Below are 18,261 nucleotides of genomic sequence, written 5' to 3' on the forward strand. Positions count from 1 at the left end.
TACCGAGTTGGCTGAAGGCGACTGAGCGGCAGCACAAAGTGGCTTTGGTAACTCATCTAAGGACAGGCCGGACATGTCGCAGCATCTTGTGATAGTAGAGTCATTATGCCCGATCAAGGGGTGATGCCGAGGCTCGATTGCTGGCAAAGCTGGGTGGTAGGCGAAAATTTTAAATTATTTTCCGTTGTGCAGACGTGGATTGTGCACATATCATCAGCAATAAAACGGGTGCTTATATTCAGTTGATTGTGCACTTTTCCGGGGGGAGGAAGGTGATGGGCTTCTTTACCAAGTTCGGTGACGGCGCCTGCGACCTGGCCCCCCTGAGCGGCCTGGTAAAAAACCAGGTACGCGCCATCGCCCGCCATTTCGGCGCACCGGAATCACTGGTGGAGAAAGTACCAACGGCGGACCTGGAAGACCTGGTACCCGGCAAGCCGGACGAAGCCTCCCATGGCGTGACTTACGCCGAGATCGATGCCTTCCTGCACGGCGAACCTGTGCGTGAAGAGGCATTCAGGATCATTTGCGACACCTACTCCAAGACCCAGCACAAGCGTGAACTGCCTTATGCGCCTTAAGCAGGACCGGATTTATCCGGGAAGGCGGTGGAACTGACGATATGGGCACCTGCACTTCGCGAATGAATTCGATCCCAGGGGGAATTCATTCGCGAAAGCATCAACTTACTTCAGCGTAACCGTGCCTTTCATCATGCTGATGTGGCCCGGGAACGAGCAGAAGAACTGGTATTTCTCGGCCGGGTCGAGCTTCGACACATCGAAGGTCACGGAATCAGTCTCACCGGCACCGATCAACTTGGTGTGAGCAATAATGCGAGTGTCACCTTCCTTCAGGTATCCCTTGTCGATACCCACGCTCAGGCCATCAGTGGCGATAGCCTGCGAGTCAGCCGTTTTGCTCAACACCCAGTTATGACCCATCACGTTCTTCGGCAGGCTGCCGGAGTGGGTCAGGTTGACGGTGAAGGTCTTGCAGCTCTTGTCGATCTCGATGGCTTTGGTGTTGAACATCATCTGATCGGTCGAATCGACGGTGGTAGAGCATTCGGCAGCCAACAACTGACCACTGGCCAACGTCAACAGAGAGATAGCTACAAGCTTGCGGATCATATGAATCTCCAAGGCAGGGTACTTCATTAATGTGATGAGAGACTGCCCCATTCAGGGCCAGGTTCCAATGACCTGCGTCAACGTGACTCCCAAGGAAGGCTTATCGATCAGTGGCGCGGAATGATACCGGCTATCGCCGCCATCGAAACAATCAAACAGCCAGCCAGCGCAGGCGGCTCTACCATCGGCGCATTGCCACCCATGGAATGCCTGTCATGCAGCTCAATAGCCTGTTTCGCAGTTTGCTTGCCGCTTACGCCTGTGGCGCCAGCGCCAGTTGTCCACACGATGCCTGCGACCAGGCGCGGCGCACTGCCGGATAATTGAGTGCGCCGCTTAAGGAACGATTCAAAGGCCTCAGGAATTAATGGCGATACCTGAATACACTTCACCGATGGGCATCACCGTCACCCGCACTTCGGGATCATGGCTGCCGCCGCCCAGAATCACGCCGCGCAAAGGGGAGACATCGGAGAAATCCCGCCCCCAGGCCAGGCTGATGTGCTCCAGCGCCGGTTGAATGTTGTTGGTCGGGTCGAAATCGACCCAGCCCGACGCCGGGCAAAACACTGAAACCCAGGCGTGGGAAGCGTCAGCCCCGATAAGCCGTGGCTGGCCGGGTGGTGGCTGGGTCAGCAGGTAACCGCTGACATAACGTGCCGCCAGCCCACGAGAGCGCAGGCACGCCAGCATCAGATGGGCAAAGTCCTGACAGACACCGCGACGCCGCTCCAGTACTTCCACAAGCGGTGTCGCTACTTGAGTGGCTTCGCCGTCAAAAGTGAATTCCTCGAAGATCTTTTCCATCAAGGCTTGCACGCACAGCAGCAAAGGCCGCCCCGGCGGGAAGCAATCCTGAGAGAACTCGGCGAACGAGCGCTTGAGGTGCACATAGGGCGACTCGAAACGATACCGACAGGCTTCCAGAAGATCGGCGCTCATCTTTTGTGCGCTATAGGTCAAGGCGCTGCGCGTCACTTCCCACTCGGGCGATAGGTTGAAGTCCAGTTCAGGCCGCTTCAGCACTTCCACCCGCAAACGGGCATTGACCTGCAGTTCGTCATGGGGACGCTCGAAAGCCAGACGAGTCAGCGGATTGCCGAATACATCCAGCTCGTCCCGGCGCGTGGTGGGCGTCGGCAGGATTTCCAGATGCTGCTCGCTGCAACGCTGCCACGGACTGCTGCGCGGCCACAGGTGCGCCAGTTGCTGCGCCAGGGAAACCGGGCTGTCGTACTTGTAATGGGTGTCGTGGAGGATCTGGTAATGGGCACTCATCAAACGGATACCGTACGTTGGCTGACATCATCGACATGGGCGAAGTGGCGCAGAGCCAGGCGGTCGGAAACCTGCCCGCTGGTATCGCCAATGTTTTGCAGCAGATCAGCCAGCCCTTCCAGCACAGCCTTGAGGCTGCTTTCACCAAACAATGGATTTTCCAGGCTGCCAAGATCGAAGCTGGACAGACGCTGAATCAGGACCGCGAGGCTTCTGTCGCACGGCGCACCGAAATCGTCATTCAAGCGCCGTAACGAACGCTCCACCTGTTTCAGCTGGAACAGCACGGCATGGGGGTTCTGCTCGTCCAGCAGCAACAGGTCCAGCACCGGAATCAGATGCGGCACGGCCATGTAACGTGAACGGTAGGTAATGCTGCTGTTGCCCAGCTCCAGCAACCAGTCCAGCCCCGAGTGATCGGACACCGCCGCAGCCCTCAGGAAAGCGGCCAGGCTGGAGCTGAGAAACTTCAGACGTTCGATACGCCGCCCGATCATCAAAAAGCTCCAGCCTTCGTCACGGGTCATGTCGTCCAGGGCAAACCCGGACAAAGCGGCCAGAGACATCACCAGCCGGTTGAGGAAGTCCAGCAGTTCGCCGAAATCCGGCTCCTTGGTTTCCAGACTTGCGGCTTCGCGCTGCAACTCCACCAGCGCCTGCCAGTTCTCCCGGGAAAGCTTGCCCCGCACCTGGGACGCAGCCCACTGCAAACGCTGCAGATTGGAGCGCAGGCTGAACACCCACTCATCCCCCAGCAACGCCGTAAGCAGACGATCGGGCAACTCTTCGCCCTCCTCGGCTTCGGGCAACAGGTTCAGGCTTTCGGCCAGCTCCACGGAAGCCTGCAAGGCCAGAGGATCATCGCCATCGATATAGCGCGCCAGCATGATCCGCAATAACCGGGCGCTGTCATCGCAGCGCTCGCAATAACGTCCGAACCAGTACAGGTTTTCCACCACCCGCGACGGCAGGTAAGGGTCGCGACGAATCAGGTCGTAAACACCCAGCGGGCGCTGCCCTTTCCATGGTTCGCCCAGATGCGAGTAGTGCTCGCCCAACACCCAGGTGTCCTTGCTGGCACCGCCGCGCTGCATGGAAATCACATCCGCATCGGCTTCGGCAGCCACACGGGTCAGACCACCCGGCAGCACGCGATAACCCTCCATGCCCGCCACCGCATACACCCGCATGCCAATGGCGCGAGGTTGCAGCCCCTTGCCGTCAGGCTGCAGGACTGGCGCATGGGACAGTTGCGCCAGCTCTTGCGCGACATAAGCGTAAGGACGGGCCTGCATGCGAGTCGCCAGTGCCTTGCGTTGTTCTTCGTTCAAGTCGCGCCCGAAGACCGGTGCGAATCGCTGCGACGGAAACGCCGGCTTGATCAGCAATTCGGGCAGCTTCTCCAGCGCCTGAGCCAACACCGGAGGCTCACCGCACCACCAGGTCGCAACCGAGGGCAGGATCAGGTCTTCGCCAAACAGGTACTGGCTGATTTTCGGCAGGAAACCCAGCAACCCCGGCGATTCCAGAACACCGCTGCCCAAAGCGTTGGCCACCAGCACATTACCCTGACGCACGGCTTCCAGCAGACCGGGCACGCCCAGCGCAGAGTCGGTGCGCAACTCCAGCGGATCGCAGAAGTCATCGTCCAGACGCCGCATGATCGCGTGAACCCGGCGCAGACCGCTGAGAGTCTTCAGATAGACCGTGGCATCGCGCACGGTCAGGTCGCCACCTTCCACCAGTGGATAACCCAACTGGCGAGCCAGATACAAATGCTCGAAGTAGCTTTCATTGAAACGGCCTGGCGTCAGCAGTACCACCAGCGGCGCTTCGCTGCTGGTGGGCGCCTGACGGGCCAGAGTCTGTTGCAGGGCACCAAAAAAGCCCGACAAGTGCCTGACCTGCAGATCACGGTAGGCTTCCGGCAGCGCACGCGCGACGATCTGCCGGTTCTCCAGCGCATAACCGGCACCCGAAGGCGCCTGCGTGCGGTCAGCAGTGACCCACCAACGTCCGTCCGGCGTACGCGCCAGATCAACGGCGTACATGTGCAGGAACGTCCCTTCAGGCGGTTTGACACCCTGGCAAGGCCACAGAAAATTGTTATGCCCGAATACCAGCTCGGCAGGCAGCAAGCCATTGGCGATGAGGTCTTGCGGACCATACAGATCAGCCAGCACGGCATTGAGCAGGCGGGCACGCTGGGCGATGCCTGCCGCAAGATGCTGCCACTCCTCGGCCGGGATGACATGCGGCAGCAGATCCAGCTCCCACGGGCGATCGGCGCCCTTGGGGTCGGCGTAGACGTTGTAGGTCACGCCGTTTTCCTGGATCTGCCGGGTCAACAGCGCCTGGCGCTGGGTCAACTGGATGGAAGTACTGCGCTGCATATGCTCGTACAGGCGCTGCCAGTGCGGCCGTACAGCGCCGCTGGCATCGAGCATCTCGTGATAGGTCCCCTCGGAAAGCGGGTAACGGTCAAGCAGATCAGGCATGGAAGGCTCGGCAAACAGCATAAGGGCTTCAGGTTAGCGCAGTCAGATGTCACACCGATGTGGACACGTCCGTGTGCATCCAACTGACTGAGCCATTTTTATTAATGCAGGCGCATATCCAGCGTCATCGGCAGTTCATCGCTAATGTTGAGCGACGGAATCTCCAGTTTGCCTGCGGTATGCCCCACACGGAAAAACCGTGAGAGGCGCCGGCTTTCCGCTTCGTTGGCGTTGACCGGCAAGGTTTCATAGTTGCGGCCGCCCGGATGGGCGACATGATACTCGCAGCCGCCCAGCGAGCGCTGCATCCAGGTATCCAGCAAATCGAAGACCAGCGGTGCATGAACGCCGATGGTCGGTTGCAGGCAATTGGCAGGCTGCCAGGCCCGATAGCGCACAGCCGCGACGAACTCGCCCACTCGCCCGGTGGGCTGCAAAGGCACCGCAATACCGTTGCAGGTCAACATATAGCGCTGCGGCGGCAAACCATTGATCCGCACCTGCAAGCGCTCAAGAGACGAGTCCACATAACGCACCGCGCCGCCGCCCGAGCCTTCCTCGCCCAGTACATGCCAGGGCTCCAGCGCCTGCCGCAGCTCCAGCTCGATGCCGTTGACCGCGTAGTCGCCCACTTTCGGGAAGCGGAACTCCAGATGCGCGGCGAACCATTCGGCCCGCAGTGGATAACCGACGTCATTGAGTTCGGCAATCACATCAGCGAAATCCTGCTCGATGAAATACGGCAGCATGAAACGGTCATGCAGCTCCGTCCCCCAGCGCGCCAGCTTGGCCGGTGCGTAAGGCTCGCGCCAGAAACGGGCGACCAGCGCCCGCAACAGCAATTGCTGGGCAAGGCTCATGCGCGCATGGGGCGGCATTTCAAAGGCGCGCAGCTCCAGCAGCCCCAGGCGCCCGGTCGCACCATCCGGCGAATACAGCTTGTCGATACAGAACTCGGCGCGATGGGTATTACCGGTGACATCAATCAGCAGATTGCGCAGCAGCCGGTCGATCAGCCAGGGCGCAACTTCCTCGCCCGGCTTGGGCATTTGCGCAAAGGCGACTTCCATTTCATAGAGCGAATCGTTGCGCGCCTCGTCAATCCGCGGTGCCTGAGACGTCGGACCGACGAACAGGCCGGAAAACAGATACGACAAGGACGGATGGTTGTGCCAGTAGCTGATCAGGCTGCGCAGCAGATCGGGGCGGCGCAGAAATGGCGAGTCCGCAGGGGTCGCACCACCAAGCACGAAGTGGTTGCCACCGCCTGTACCGGTATGGCGGCCATCGATCATGAATTTTTCAGTGGTCAGGCGCGTGAGGCGTGCCTGCTCATAAAGAAACTCGGTGCGCTCCACCAGTTGGTCCCAGGTGGAGGAGGGTTGCACGTTGACCTCGATCACACCCGGATCCGGCGTAATCCGGAAATTGCTCAGGCGCGGATCGCTCGGCGGCTCGTAGCCTTCCAGCAGCACCGGGCACTGCAATTCTTCGGCGGTGGCTTCGATCACCGCCACCAGTTCAAGGTATTCCTCAAGCTTTTGCAGCGGCGGCATGAACAGGTACAAACGCCCGCCACGCGCTTCTGCGCACAAGGCCGTGCGGGTCAGCCAGTCGGCGGACTGGTCGATGACCGGCTGAGGCTGATCGGTATCGAGCAGCGTTTCTGAATGTAATTCGTCACGTTCAGGCAGCTCGGGGAAATCCTGGTTGTGGTCGGTCGGATGAATGAACGGATACTCCGCCGCCTTGACCCACGGCTGCGAAGCCAGAGGCAAGCGATAGCCGAGGGCGGAATCACCCGGCACCAGACGGCAATGGGTATCGCGCAAATACCAGCGCCCGCTCTGCCAGCGGTCACCCGCAGCGGTGCGCGCCAATGGCAGCACCTGGCCAATCACCTTGTCCAACCCTTGCTCGAACACCTTGCGCAAGCGTGCCCGCTCCAGCTCGTCGCTCAGCCGGGAATCCTCGGCAGTGACGTTCACAGGCAACGCGCCTTCGCGCCACAGGTAATAGAGATTGTCTTCGTAAGCCGGGAAGACGAAGCGGGTCGGCAGTTTCAAGCGCTCGGCAACACTGCTCAGAAAACGTCCAGCCAGCTCACCGGTCGCGCCGTAGTCACGGGTTTCATCGGCAATCAGCGCATCGTTGTTCCAGACCGGCTTGCCGTCCTTGCGCCAGAAGCTGTTGAGCGACCAGCGCGGCAGTTGCTCACCGGGATACCACTTGCCCTGGCCAAAATGCACGATGCCCTTGGGGGAATAATGCCCGCGCATCCGCTGAAACAGCTCGGCCGACAGCGCCCGCTTGTTCGGCCCGAGGGCGGCAGTGTTCCACTCGCTGCCATCACGGTCATCGATAGAGACGAACGTCGGCTCGCCGCCCATGGTCAGGCGCACGTCATCGCGAACCAGATCAGCGTCGATCTGGTGCCCGAGGGCCTGAATCTCCTGCCACTGCTCTTCGGTGTAAGGTTTGGTGACGCGAGGCGCTTCCCAGATCCGTTCCACCGACATTTCATGGCTGAACTCGGTTTCGCAAGGCTCGACCAGACCACTGATGGGTGCAGCCGAAGAAGGCTCCGGGCTACAGGCCAGAGGAATATGGCCTTCCCCGGCAAACAGGCCGGACGTCGCATCCAGCCCGATCCAACCGGCGCCCGGCAGATAGACCTCGCACCAGGCGTGCAGGTCAGTGAAATCCACGTCAGTGCCGGACGGCCCGTCCAGCGCCTCGACATCGGCCTTGAGCTGAATCAGATATCCCGACACGAAACGCGCTGCCAGCCCCAGATGACGCAACAATTGCACCAGCAACCAGGCGGAATCGCGGCACGAACCTGAAGCGTTCTCCAGAGTGAATTCCGGGGTCTGCACACCCGGTTCCATGCGGATCAGGTAATCGATGTCCTGACTCAGGCGCTGGTTGAGCCCCACCAGAAAGTCGATGGCGGGCACCGGCTCACGACTGATGCTTTCGAGATAAGCGGTAAAACGCGGCGTGAGCGGCAGTTTTTCCAGATATGGCGCCAGCTCGCGCTGTTCCTCACCGGCATAAGAAAACGGAATATTTTCCGCGTAGGGCTCAAGAAAAAAGTCGAAGGGGTTGAACACTGCCATCTCGGCAACCAGATCGACCTCGACCCGCAGCTCTTGGGTTTTCTCAGGGAATACCAGACGCGCCAGGTAATTGCCCTGGGGATCCTGCTGCCAATTGATGAAGTGGGTTTCAGGCAAGACTTTCAGCGAGTACGACAACACGCGGGTTCGGCTATGAGCGGCCGGGCGCAGGCGAACAATCTGGGGACCCAGTTCAACCGCGCGTTCGTAGCGGTAATGCGTGACATGGTGCAAGGCAATATGAATCGACACGGCGTGCCTCCTGCGGCCTGGACGGTCATTGAACCGCGCAAGACTTATGCCATGCGGAACAAAGCCTGCGCCAGCGATATTGAAGTGACTGGATCAGCTAAGCACAGCACCAGGATCGCGCCAATTCAGATTAGCGGTGCAAGGGTCGCACAGAAATGGGGCAGCAGGAGCGAATTCATTCACGAATGAGTTCGCTCCTACGGGGAGGAGGAGCCGTTAGCGCGGGACCACTGGCTTACGGGCTGGCTTCTTGCCCTTTCCGCCCTTGGCGGCTTCCATTCGCTCTTTGGCAGCCTGCTTGTTGCGAGCCAGCGCGGCGGCCTTGGCTTCTTCGCGCTTGTCCCAGGGCTTGCTGCCGTCGCTGCCACGTGGCGGCAGGCCGGTGTGCTGGGTCTGGATCAGGTTGGTCTTGCCACCCTTGCCCACCTTGTGACTGCCTGCCGGTGTCGAGTTCTTGCGACGGGCGCTCTGATAACTGTCGGTCGACGGCTGGTGCAGCGGGATCAACTGATGCTTGCCAGGGCCGATCAGGTCGGCACGGCCCATGCGCTCCAGCGCTTCGCGAAGCATCGGCCAGCCTTTGGGGTCGTGATAGCGCAGGAACGCCTTGTGCAGACGACGCTGGGCCTCGCTCTTGACGATGGTGACGCCATCGCTCTTGTACGTGACCTTGCGCAGCGGGTTCTTGCCCGAGTGATACATGGCGGTCGCCGAAGCCATTGGCGACGGATAGAACGCCTGCACCTGATCGGCACGGAAACCATTGCCCTTGAGCCACAACGCCAGATTCATCATGTCTTCATCGGTGGTGCCCGGGTGGGCGGCGATGAAGTAAGGGATCAGGTACTGCTCCTTGCCTGCCTCTCTCGAATACTTCTCGAACATGCGCTTGAATTTTTCATAGCTGCCGATGCCCGGTTTCATCATCTGGTTGAGCGGACCTTCCTCGGTGTGTTCCGGGGCGATCTTCAGGTAGCCACCCACGTGGTGGGTCACCAGCTCTTTGACGTACTCCGGCGACTCGACCGCAAGGTCGTAACGCAGGCCGGAAGCGATGAGGATCTTTTTCACGCCCGGCAAGGCGCGGGCACTGCGATACAACTGGATCAGTGCCGAATGGTCGGTGTTCAGGTTCGGGCAGATGCCAGGGAAAACACAGGACGGCTTGCGGCACGCCGACTCGATTTCCGGGCTTTTGCAGGCGATGCGATACATGTTCGCGGTCGGGCCGCCCATATCGGAAATAACGCCGGTAAAGCCTGGGACCTTGTCGCGAATCTCTTCGATTTCGCGAATGATCGAATCTTCGGAACGGTTCTGGATGATCCGCCCTTCGTGCTCGGTGATCGAACAGAAGGTGCAGCCACCAAAACAGCCGCGCATGATGTTGACCGAAAAACGGATCATGTCGTAGGCCGGAATTTTCTCCTTGCCATACGCCGGGTGCGGAACGCGCGCATAGGGCATGCCGAACACGTAGTCCATTTCTTCGGTAGTCATTGGAATGGGCGGCGGGTTGAACCAGACATCCACATCGCCATGCTTCTGTACCAGCGCACGGGCGTTGCCCGGGTTGGTTTCCAGGTGCAGCACGCGGTTGGCGTGAGCATAGAGCACGGCGTCGTTACGGACCTTCTCGACCGAAGGCAGGCGGATGACCGTCTTGTCGCGGGTCATGCGCGGGCTGGCCAGGATCTGCACGACCTTGGCTTCGTTCGGATCTTCAACCGGGCCTTTTTCCTGCTCGATGGCGCAGGCCTGGGTATCTTGAGTGTTCACGTACGGGTTGATGATCTTGTCGATCTTGCCCGGACGGTCGATGCGCGTCGAATCGACTTCGTACCAGCCAGCCGGCGTATCGCGACGGATGAACGCCGTGCCGCGCACATCGGTGATCTCTTCAATCTTATGGCCGTAGGACAGACGCTGGGCGACTTCGACAATCGCACGCTCGGCGTTGCCGTAGAGCAGGATGTCGGCGCTGGCGTCGATCAGGATCGAGTTGCGAACCTTGTCCTGCCAGTAATCGTAATGCGCGATGCGGCGCAGCGAGGCTTCGATACCACCCAGCACGATCGGGACATGCTTGTAGGCTTCCTTGCAGCGCTGGCTGTAGACCAGGCTCGCACGATCAGGACGCTTGCCGGCCAGACCGCCCGGTGTATAGGCGTCGTCGGAACGGATCTTCTTGTCCGCGGTATAGCGGTTGATCATCGAGTCCATGTTGCCAGCAGCGACACCGAAGAACAGGTTCGGCTCGCCGAGCTTCATGAAGTCGTCTTTGGACTGCCAGTCAGGCTGGGCAATGATCCCGACGCGGAAACCCTGGGATTCCAGCAGGCGACCAATGATCGCCATGCCGAAAGACGGGTGATCCACATAGGCATCGCCGGTGACGATGATGATATCGCAGGAATCCCAGCCAAGCTGATCCATTTCTTCCCGGCTCATCGGCAGGAAAGGCGCCGGTCCGAAACATTCGGCCCAGTACTTGGGATAGTCAAATAACGGCTTGGCTGCTTGCATGTCAGGACCTACGTTTGCACGTTGGAAAAATCGCGGGCGCGGAATATAGCACAAAAAATGATCAAATCCGACGATAGTGGTCGGATTAGTTATCGATGAAGCCCTGTCTGCAGGAGCGAATTCATTCGCGAATGAATTCGCTCCTGCGCATCACTCGTCATCGAAGTTGTAACTGCCCGGCGCGAGATTCTCGAAGCGGGTGTACTTGCCGATGAACGCCAGACGGGACGTACCGATCGGGCCGTTACGCTGCTTGCCGATGATGATCTCGGCAATGCCCTTGTGCTCGGTTTCCGGGTGATACACCTCGTCGCGATACACGAACATGATGACGTCGGCATCCTGCTCGATCGCTCCGGATTCCCGCAAGTCGGAGTTGATCGGGCGCTTGTTGGGGCGCTGCTCCAGGGAGCGGTTGAGCTGCGAGAGGGCAATGACCGGGCAGTTGAATTCCTTGGCCAGGGCTTTCAACGAGCGGGAAATCTCGGAAATCTCGTTGGTCCGGTTGTCACCGGCAGAACCCGGAATCTGCATCAACTGCAGGTAGTCGATCATGATCATGGCGATGTCGCCGTGCTCGCGGGCAACACGACGGGTACGGGCACGCATCTCGGACGGACTGATACCGGCCGTATCGTCGATGAACAGCTTGCGGTCATTGAGCAGATTGACCGCCGAGGTCAGACGCGGCCAGTCATCATCTTCCAGCTGGCCGGCACGAACCTTGGTCTGGTCGATACGCCCCAGCGAGGAAAGCATACGCATGATCAGCGATTCGCCTGGCATCTCCAGCGAGTAGACCAGTACGACCTTGTCGCTGCGCAATACCGCGTTTTCCACCAGGTTCATGGCGAACGTGGTCTTACCCATGGACGGACGACCGGCAACGATGATCAGGTCGGCCGGTTGCAGGCCGCTGGTCTTGTCGTCCAGGTCGGTATAGCCCGTGGACAGGCCGGTAATCGCGTTATCACTGTTGAACAGCGTGTCGATACGGTCGATGGCCTTGGTCAGCAGGTCATTGACGCCCACCGGGCCGCCAGTCTTGGGCCGCGCCTCGGCGATCTGGAAGATCTGCCGCTCGGCCTCGTCGAGAATTTCTTCGGCGGTACGGCCTTCGGGGTTGAAAGCGCTGTCTGCAATCTCGTTGCTGATGCCGATCAACTGGCGCAGGGTCGCCCGCTGACGAACGATCTGGGCATAGGCCTTGATGTTGGCGACAGACGGCGTGTTTTTCGCCAGCTCACTGAGGTACGCCAGACCACCCACCTGAGACGTCTGACCTTCCTTGTCCAGTTGTTCGGACAGGGTCACAACGTCAATCGGGCTGTTCTGATCGGCTAGCCGGGCAATCGCGCGGAAGATCAGGCGGTGGTCATGCCGATAGAAATCGCCATCGGATACTTGATCAAGCACACGCTCCCAGGCGTTGTTGTCCAGCATCAAACCACCGAGCACAGCCTGTTCGGCCTCGATGGAATGCGGCGGCACCTTGAGGGCAGCAGTTTGCAGATCGTATTGCTCGGGGGCGGAAATATCGTTCATGGCCACTTGAATTCGAGGTTTACAGAATAGGGGCTAGCAGAAAGACAAAAGGCACGACCTGTAAACAGGATCGTGCCCGATGTTAATCCTCTAACGGCAAAGCCGCCAGACGATTGCGTACTGCTTAAGCTGCTACCACGACAACGCGAACGGTCGCTTCAACGTCGCTGTGCAGGTGCACGGCAACGTCGTATTCGCCGACGTTACGGATAGTGCCGTTCGGCAGACGAACTTCGCTTTTTGCAACTTCAACGCCAGAGGCGGTCAGTGCATCAGCGATGTCGTGAGTACCGATAGAACCGAACAGCTTGCCTTCGTCGCCAGCGGTGGCAGTGATGGTCACTTCCAGCTCAGCCAGTTGGGCAGCGCGAGTTTCGGCAGAAGCCTTTTTCTCTGCAGCCAGTTTTTCCAGCTCTGCACGACGCTCTTCAAACGCAGCCAGGTTGGCAGCGGTTGCAGCGGTTGCTTTGCCGTATGGCAGCAGGTAGTTACGACCGTAGCCGGCCTTAACGTTTACTTTGTCGCCCAGGTTGCCCAGGTTCGCGACTTTTTCCAGAAGGATCAGTTGCATGTGGAAAATCCTCTTAACTTTTAACCTTCACCGTTCGCAGGGCCTTCTCCGGAGTCTTTCGGCTTCCGGCGACCGCGAAAATCAATCAGGCTGTCGACAATGGCTATCACCACGAGCAACGGATAGATCAGCTGCATGAATACCAGCAGCGTTATGTACATCCCCACCAGCCAGAACCTGGCCAGTCGCTTTTCAGCCACCATCCCATGCATCAGGGCCAGCCCGGCGAACAACAACGGTACGCTGCACAGCGGTGTAAGCATCGCCATCTGCGGACCGAAGTTCGGCCCCAGCAGCATGCACACCAACAGCACCGATGTTGGTATCAGCGGGAGTCTCAGGGCGCGAAATTCGCGTCCGAAACCACCCGGGTTGTACAACAACGCTTGCCAGTAACGCCCCAGGATCAGGGTCAGCACTGTAACGATTTGCAGCAACGACGCTATCAGGCCATTGAGTACCGGTGTAATCAGTGCTCCAAGACGCGCTCGCTCTTCTACGTTCAATTGCTCGTAGAGCCCCGTGAGCATTGCCGGCAGGTGTTTCTGCAACTCCTGCGACATCGCTTCAATGGGTTCGCGGAAAACCGTGCCCAGAATCACTGCATACAACACACCCAACGCCACGCTGACCAGCAGCACGCGGACCCAGGACTCGCTGGCACGCAAAACCATTGCCAAACTCAGCGAACCGAACAGCACCATGGCTGTACGCGGCTCACCGAAATACCACCAGGCCAAAGCCGGCAGCAGAGCCCAGGCCAGGACACCAACGGCATCACTGAACCCGCGTCGCAGGAGCACAAGGCAACCTGCGGCAGCACTTAACCAGAACAACAGCGGCAATGCCGCACATCCAGCCACTAACAAAGTGGCCTGCATACGGCCGCGCATGATGAATTCAGCCAGGGCGCGCATGCTATCTATCCCTTGTTACGTTTTGTCGACTACCTGGTCTCAGCGGCCGTGGCTGTCGGTGTAGGCCAGCAAGGCCAGGAAGCGGGCGCGCTTGATAGCGGTGGCCAGCTGACGCTGATAACGAGCTTTGGTACCGGTGATGCGGCTTGGAACGATTTTGCCGGTCTCGGATACATAAGCTTTCAGAGTGTTGAGATCTTTGTAATCGATCTCTTTCACGTCTTCAGCGGTGAAGCGGCAGAATTTACGACGACGGAAGAAACGTGCCATGTAATAGGCTCCTCAAAAGGTCCGTGGATTACTCGTCAGCGTTATCGCTAACGTCGCTGTTGTCACCGTCATCGCCATCGGCGCTGTCGGAGTGCTCAGGACGGTCACGACGCTCACGGCGCTCACTGCGGTTCTCTTCAGCCTTGAGCATCTCGGACTGGCCAGTTACGGCTTCGTCGCGACGGATGACCAGGTTACGGATCACAGCATCGTTGTAACGGAAGTTGTCTTCCAGCTCGGCCAGGGCCTTGCCAGTGCACTCAACGTTCAGCATCACGTAGTGAGCCTTGTGAACATTGTTGATTGCATAGGCCAGTTGACGACGGCCCCAATCTTCCAGGCGGTGGATTTTGCCGCCGTCTTCTTCGATCAGCTTGGTGTAACGCTCAACCATGCCGCCGACTTGCTCGCTTTGATCCGGGTGGACCAAAAAGATAATTTCGTAATGACGCATGAATGCTCCTTACGGGTTGTAGCCTGCCGCCAAAGCGGTCAGACAAGGAGTGAATGACACTGTTAGTCTTGCTCAGGGACAGACACAAAAGCGCCTGCCGTGACAGCAAGGGGCGCAATTGTAGAGAAGGGGGGAAGAAGCTGCAAGGGAAAGAAGCAGCTTCAGCGGCAAGCTATAAGCTGCAAGCCGTACTCCGACCGCTTGCAGCTTGAACCTTACCGCTAGCCGCTAACGCCTACTTCCGCGCGGCGGCCGCTTTGACGCTGCGCTGACGCATCGCCTCAAACAGACAGACGCCGGTCGCGACCGAGACGTTCAGGCTGCTGACGCTACCGGCCATCGGCAGGCGTACCAGATAGTCGCAGTGCTCGCGGGTCAGGCGGCGCATGCCTTTGCCTTCGGCCCCCATGATCAGGATGGTCGGGCCGGTGAGGTCCTGCTGATACAACTCCTGCTCGGCCTCGCCAGCCGTGCCGACCACCCACAGACCGCGCTGCTGGAGTTTTTCCAGGCTGCGGGCCAGGTTGGTCACGGCCACCAGAGGAATGACTTCCGCCGCGCCACACGCCACTTTACGCACAGCTGGCGTCAGGGTAGCCGACTTGTCCTTGGGCACAATCACTGCCAGCGCGCCGGCCGCATCGGCGGTACGCAGGCATGCGCCGAGGTTATGCGGATCGGTAACGCCATCGAGCACCAGAATCAGCGGCGCACCTTCGGTACGATCCAGCAGCTCATCGAGCATCGCCTCGCCCCAGACCTGGCTCGGGCTGACATCGGCAACCACGCCTTGGTGCACGCCCTCGACCCAGGCGTCCATTTCGCGACGCTCAGCCTGACCGATAGTGACGCGGTTCTGACCAGCCAGCTCGACAAGCACCTGGACACGAGGATCGTTCCGGCCTTCAGCCAGCCAGATGTGCTTGACCCGCTTTGGGTGATGACGCAGCAACGCTTCTACAGCGTGCACGCCGTAGATTTTTTCCAACTGACTCATGACTTGGCCTTGGGTTTACGCGCCCCGCCACTTTTCGCAGCTGGAGCAGAGCCCGACTTGGACGGACCCTTACGATGTTTACTGGGTTTCGACGCAGCAGAACCAGACTTGTCGGATTTACCCGAGGAAGTCTTGCCGCTGGTCTTTGCCTGATCCAGAAGAGCCTTTTTCATTTCCCGGCTTTTGCGCACTTCGGCGTTTTTCGCCGCGGCATCGCTGGGGCGATAGGCTTCGGACACGGCTTCCTTGGCCGCAGAGCCACGACGCCCGGCAGGCTTGGCAGCCGGGCTGCTCTTCTCGGCAGCAGGTGCAGGCGCAGTTTCCTGGCCGCGACGCTTGCGACCGACCGGCGCGCTGGCCGCCTTCTCGGACACCTCGAAGTCGATCTTGCGCTCATCCAGATCGACACGCATGACGCGCACTTCGACCGTATCGCCCAGGCGGAAGCTGCGACCGCTGCGCTCACCCGCGAGACGGTGATGCACAGGATCGAAGTGGTAGTAATCGCCTGGCAAGGCAGTCACGTGAACCAGACCCTCGACGTAGATATCGGTCAGTTCGACGAACAGACCAAAGCCGGTCACGGCCGTGATCACGCCCGGGAACGACTCGCCTACGCGATCCTTCATGAACTCGCACTTGAGCCAGTTCACCACATCACGCGTAGCTTCGTCGGCACGGCGCTCGCTCATGGAGCACTGCTCGCCCAACTGTTCCAGAATGGCTTCGTCGTAAGGGTAGATACGCGCCTTCGGAATCGTTGCAGCACCGGCACGACGAACATGCGGCGTATCCTGCTTCGAACGGATCACGCTGCGGATGGCCCGGTGCGTGAGCAGGTCGGGATAACGACGAATCGGCGAAGTGAAGTGCGTATACGCCTCGTAATTCAGGCCGAAGTGACCGTTGTTGTCCGAGCTGTAGACCGCCTGACTCAACGAACGCAGCATCACGGTCTGGATCAGGTGGTAATCCGGACGATCGCGCACGGTTTCCAGCAACGCCTGATAATCCTTCGGTGTAGGACCTTCCTTGCCTTTATGCAGCGACAGACCCAGCTCGCCCAGGAAAGCGCGCAGCTTTTCCAGACGCTCCGGCGGCGGACCATCGTGAACACGATAGAGCGCAGGTATTTCATGCTTCTTCAGGAATTCGGCAGTGGCCACGTTCGCAGCCAGCATGCACTCTTCGATCAGTTTGTGAGCATCGTTGCGGGTCGTCGGGCGGATTTCGGCAATCTTGCGCTCGGAACCGAAAATGATCCGGGTTTCCTGAGTCTCGAAATCGATTGCGCCACGCACATGACGCGCGCCCAGCAGCACTTTATACATCGCATAAAGCTGCTTGAGGTGCGGCACTACTTCAGCGTATTCGCCGCGCAGCGCCTTGGCCTCGGAAGTCTTCGGCTGCTCCAGAATCGTGCTGACCTTGTTGTAGGTCAGGCGAGCATGGGAGTGAATGACGGCTTCGTAGAAGACGTAGTCGGTCATCTCGCCGGTCTTGGAGATGGTCATCTCACACACCATGGCCAGACGATCAACAAGCGGGTTCAGCGAGCACAGGCCGTTGGAGAGCTGCTCAGGCAGCATCGGCACCACACGCTCGGGAAAATACACCGAGTTGCCGCGCACCTGGGACTCGGCATCCAGCGCCGAGCCGATCTTCACGTAGCTCGATACGTCGGCAATCGCCACGTAGAGCTTCCAGCCACCGGAGAACAGACGCAGCTTGCCCGGTTTGGCTTCACAGTAGACCGCATCGTCGAAGTCGCGAGCGTCTTCACCGTCGATGGTCACGAAAGGCAAGTGACGCAGGTCGACGCGGTTTTCCTTATCCTTCTCTTCGACTTCCGGCTTGAGCTTCGCCGCTTCCTTGAGCACGGCCTCAGGCCATACATGGGGAATGTCGTAGGTGCGCAACGCGACATCGATCTCCATGCCGGGCGCCATGTAGTTGCCCACCACTTCGACCACATCACCCTGCGGCTGGAAGCGCGGCGTCGGCCAGTGGGTGATTTTCACCTCGACGAACTGACCGATCTTCGCACTGCTGTTGCGCCCGGGCGTCACCAGCACTTCCTGCTGGATCTTCGGGTTATCCGGGATGACGAAACCGATGCCGCTCTCTTCAAAGTAGCGACCGACGATGGTTTCGTGAGCACGGGAAACGACTTCGACAATGACACCTTCACGGCGGCCACGGCGGTCAAGGCCAGAAACGCGTGCCAAGGCACGGTCGCCGTCGAACACCAGACGCATTTGCGCCGGACTCATGAACAGGTCGTCGGAGCCATCGTCGGGAACCAGGAAACCGAAACCGTCACGGTGCCCGGTGATGCGGCCCAGGATCAGGTCCAGCTTGTCCACCGGCGCGTAGGTTCCGCGGCGGGTGTAGATCAACTGAGCGTCGCGCTCCATCGCCCGCAGACGACGACGCAAGGCCTCGAATTGATCCTCGGTGGACAGGCCGAACTCTTCGACCAGTTGCTCGCGACTTGCCGGCGAACCGCGCTCGGCAAGGTGCTGCAGAATCAGCTCACGGCTGGGAATAGGGTTTTCGTATTTTTCCGCTTCACGAGCGGCCTCGGGATCGAGGGACTGCCAATCGGCCATTAGAGAGTTTTCACCTTGTCTATATGTGGGTTAGTTTGGCATACACCTATTGAAACGGGAAATTTCAGACTCACCTACCCCTCTAA

General features: G+C 59.5%; 13 protein-coding genes and 1 pseudogene. 1 reads left to right on the forward strand and 13 read right to left on the reverse strand.

Features of this window, described 5'->3' with window-relative positions; translation table 11 throughout:
• Positions 1 to 272: 272 nt before the first annotated feature.
• Positions 273 to 581: pseudogene (gene nadE, locus CKW23_RS05810) on the forward strand (NAD(+) synthase); the annotation flags it as partial.
• A 105-nt stretch (positions 582 to 686) separates the two neighbouring features.
• Here the strand turns inward: nadE and azu are convergent.
• From azu to rnr, 13 genes are all read right to left on the reverse strand, one after another.
• Entirely contained in the window at positions 687 to 1,133 is a 447-nt protein-coding gene (gene azu, locus CKW23_RS05815) for an azurin (protein WP_025258312.1), read from the reverse strand.
• A gap of 107 nt (positions 1,134 to 1,240) precedes the next feature.
• Entirely contained in the window at positions 1,241 to 1,525 is a 285-nt protein-coding gene (locus tag CKW23_RS26440) for a hypothetical protein (RefSeq protein WP_159918418.1), read from the reverse strand.
• Positions 1,491 to 2,411, reverse strand: coding sequence for a transglutaminase family protein (locus CKW23_RS05820; RefSeq protein ID WP_025258311.1), 921 nt, complete (start codon positions 2,409 to 2,411; stop codon positions 1,491 to 1,493). Before CKW23_RS05820 ends, CKW23_RS26440 begins: the two co-directional genes overlap by 35 nt.
• The gene (locus CKW23_RS05825) at positions 2,411 to 4,909 is read right to left on the reverse strand and encodes a circularly permuted type 2 ATP-grasp protein (protein WP_025258310.1); all 2,499 of its coding nucleotides are present in this window, start codon (positions 4,907 to 4,909) and stop codon (positions 2,411 to 2,413) included. Before CKW23_RS05825 ends, CKW23_RS05820 begins: the two co-directional genes overlap by 1 nt.
• Positions 4,910 to 5,010: 101 nt before the next feature.
• Positions 5,011 to 8,283 carry a DUF2126 domain-containing protein gene (locus tag CKW23_RS05830; protein ID WP_095067230.1) on the reverse strand — a complete coding sequence of 1,091 codons (3,273 nt, stop codon included), beginning with the start codon at positions 8,281 to 8,283 and terminating at the stop codon, positions 5,011 to 5,013.
• A gap of 216 nt (positions 8,284 to 8,499) precedes the next feature.
• Positions 8,500 to 10,809: a YgiQ family radical SAM protein gene (locus CKW23_RS05835; RefSeq protein WP_095067231.1), complete on the reverse strand. Its 2,310-nt coding sequence runs from the start codon at positions 10,807 to 10,809 to the stop codon at positions 8,500 to 8,502.
• Positions 10,810 to 10,959: 150 nt separating this feature from the next.
• On the reverse strand, positions 10,960 to 12,354 hold the full coding sequence (gene dnaB / locus CKW23_RS05840) for a replicative DNA helicase (RefSeq protein ID WP_025258307.1): 1,395 nt from the start codon (positions 12,352 to 12,354) through the stop codon (positions 10,960 to 10,962).
• Between the two features lie 124 nt (positions 12,355 to 12,478).
• Positions 12,479 to 12,925 carry a 50S ribosomal protein L9 gene (gene rplI / locus CKW23_RS05845; protein ID WP_025258306.1) on the reverse strand — a complete coding sequence of 149 codons (447 nt, stop codon included), beginning with the start codon at positions 12,923 to 12,925 and terminating at the stop codon, positions 12,479 to 12,481.
• A gap of 20 nt (positions 12,926 to 12,945) precedes the next feature.
• On the reverse strand, positions 12,946 to 13,842 hold the full coding sequence (locus CKW23_RS05850; protein WP_095067232.1) for a hypothetical protein: 897 nt from the start codon (positions 13,840 to 13,842) through the stop codon (positions 12,946 to 12,948).
• Between the two features lie 39 nt (positions 13,843 to 13,881).
• Positions 13,882 to 14,112, reverse strand: a complete 231-nt coding sequence (gene rpsR, locus CKW23_RS05855) for a 30S ribosomal protein S18 (protein ID WP_002551829.1) — start codon at positions 14,110 to 14,112, stop codon at positions 13,882 to 13,884.
• 28 nt (positions 14,113 to 14,140) lie between these two features.
• Complete coding sequence (gene rpsF, locus CKW23_RS05860; RefSeq protein ID WP_002551828.1) at positions 14,141 to 14,566, reverse strand: 30S ribosomal protein S6; 426 nt, start codon at positions 14,564 to 14,566, stop codon at positions 14,141 to 14,143.
• 235 nt (positions 14,567 to 14,801) lie between these two features.
• Positions 14,802 to 15,563: a 23S rRNA (guanosine(2251)-2'-O)-methyltransferase RlmB gene (gene rlmB, locus CKW23_RS05865; RefSeq protein WP_025258304.1), complete on the reverse strand. Its 762-nt coding sequence runs from the start codon at positions 15,561 to 15,563 to the stop codon at positions 14,802 to 14,804.
• Positions 15,560 to 18,175, reverse strand: coding sequence for a ribonuclease R (rnr, locus tag CKW23_RS05870; RefSeq protein ID WP_025258303.1), 2,616 nt, complete (start codon positions 18,173 to 18,175; stop codon positions 15,560 to 15,562). Before rnr ends, rlmB begins: the two co-directional genes overlap by 4 nt.
• Positions 18,176 to 18,261: the final 86 nt, after the last annotated feature.

The organism is Pseudomonas sp. Irchel 3A18, from assembly GCF_900187465.1.
Lineage (GTDB): Bacteria > Pseudomonadota > Gammaproteobacteria > Pseudomonadales > Pseudomonadaceae > Aquipseudomonas > Aquipseudomonas cichorii.

What these genes read in the sequence shown, in the direction of transcription:
- azu (WP_025258312.1), bottom strand. Translation starts at nt 1,133, where the DNA reads ATGATCCGCAAGCTTGTAGCTATCTCTCTGTTGACGTTGGCCAGTGGT.
- rpsF (WP_002551828.1), bottom strand. Translation starts at nt 14,566, where the DNA reads ATGCGTCATTACGAAATTATCTTTTTGGTCCACCCGGATCAAAGCGAG.
- rplI (WP_025258306.1), bottom strand. Translation starts at nt 12,925, where the DNA reads ATGCAACTGATCCTTCTGGAAAAAGTCGCGAACCTGGGCAACCTGGGC.
- rpsR (WP_002551829.1), bottom strand. Translation starts at nt 14,112, where the DNA reads ATGGCACGTTTCTTCCGTCGTCGTAAATTCTGCCGCTTCACCGCTGAA.
- rnr (WP_025258303.1), bottom strand. Translation starts at nt 18,175, where the DNA reads ATGGCCGATTGGCAGTCCCTCGATCCCGAGGCCGCTCGTGAAGCGGAA.
- CKW23_RS05820 (WP_025258311.1), bottom strand. Translation starts at nt 2,411, where the DNA reads ATGAGTGCCCATTACCAGATCCTCCACGACACCCATTACAAGTACGAC.
- CKW23_RS05835 (WP_095067231.1), bottom strand. Translation starts at nt 10,809, where the DNA reads ATGCAAGCAGCCAAGCCGTTATTTGACTATCCCAAGTACTGGGCCGAA.
- CKW23_RS05825 (WP_025258310.1), bottom strand. Translation starts at nt 4,909, where the DNA reads ATGCCTGATCTGCTTGACCGTTACCCGCTTTCCGAGGGGACCTATCAC.
- dnaB (WP_025258307.1), bottom strand. Translation starts at nt 12,354, where the DNA reads ATGAACGATATTTCCGCCCCCGAGCAATACGATCTGCAAACTGCTGCC.
- rlmB (WP_025258304.1), bottom strand. Translation starts at nt 15,563, where the DNA reads ATGAGTCAGTTGGAAAAAATCTACGGCGTGCACGCTGTAGAAGCGTTG.
- CKW23_RS05850 (WP_095067232.1), bottom strand. Translation starts at nt 13,842, where the DNA reads ATGCGCGCCCTGGCTGAATTCATCATGCGCGGCCGTATGCAGGCCACT.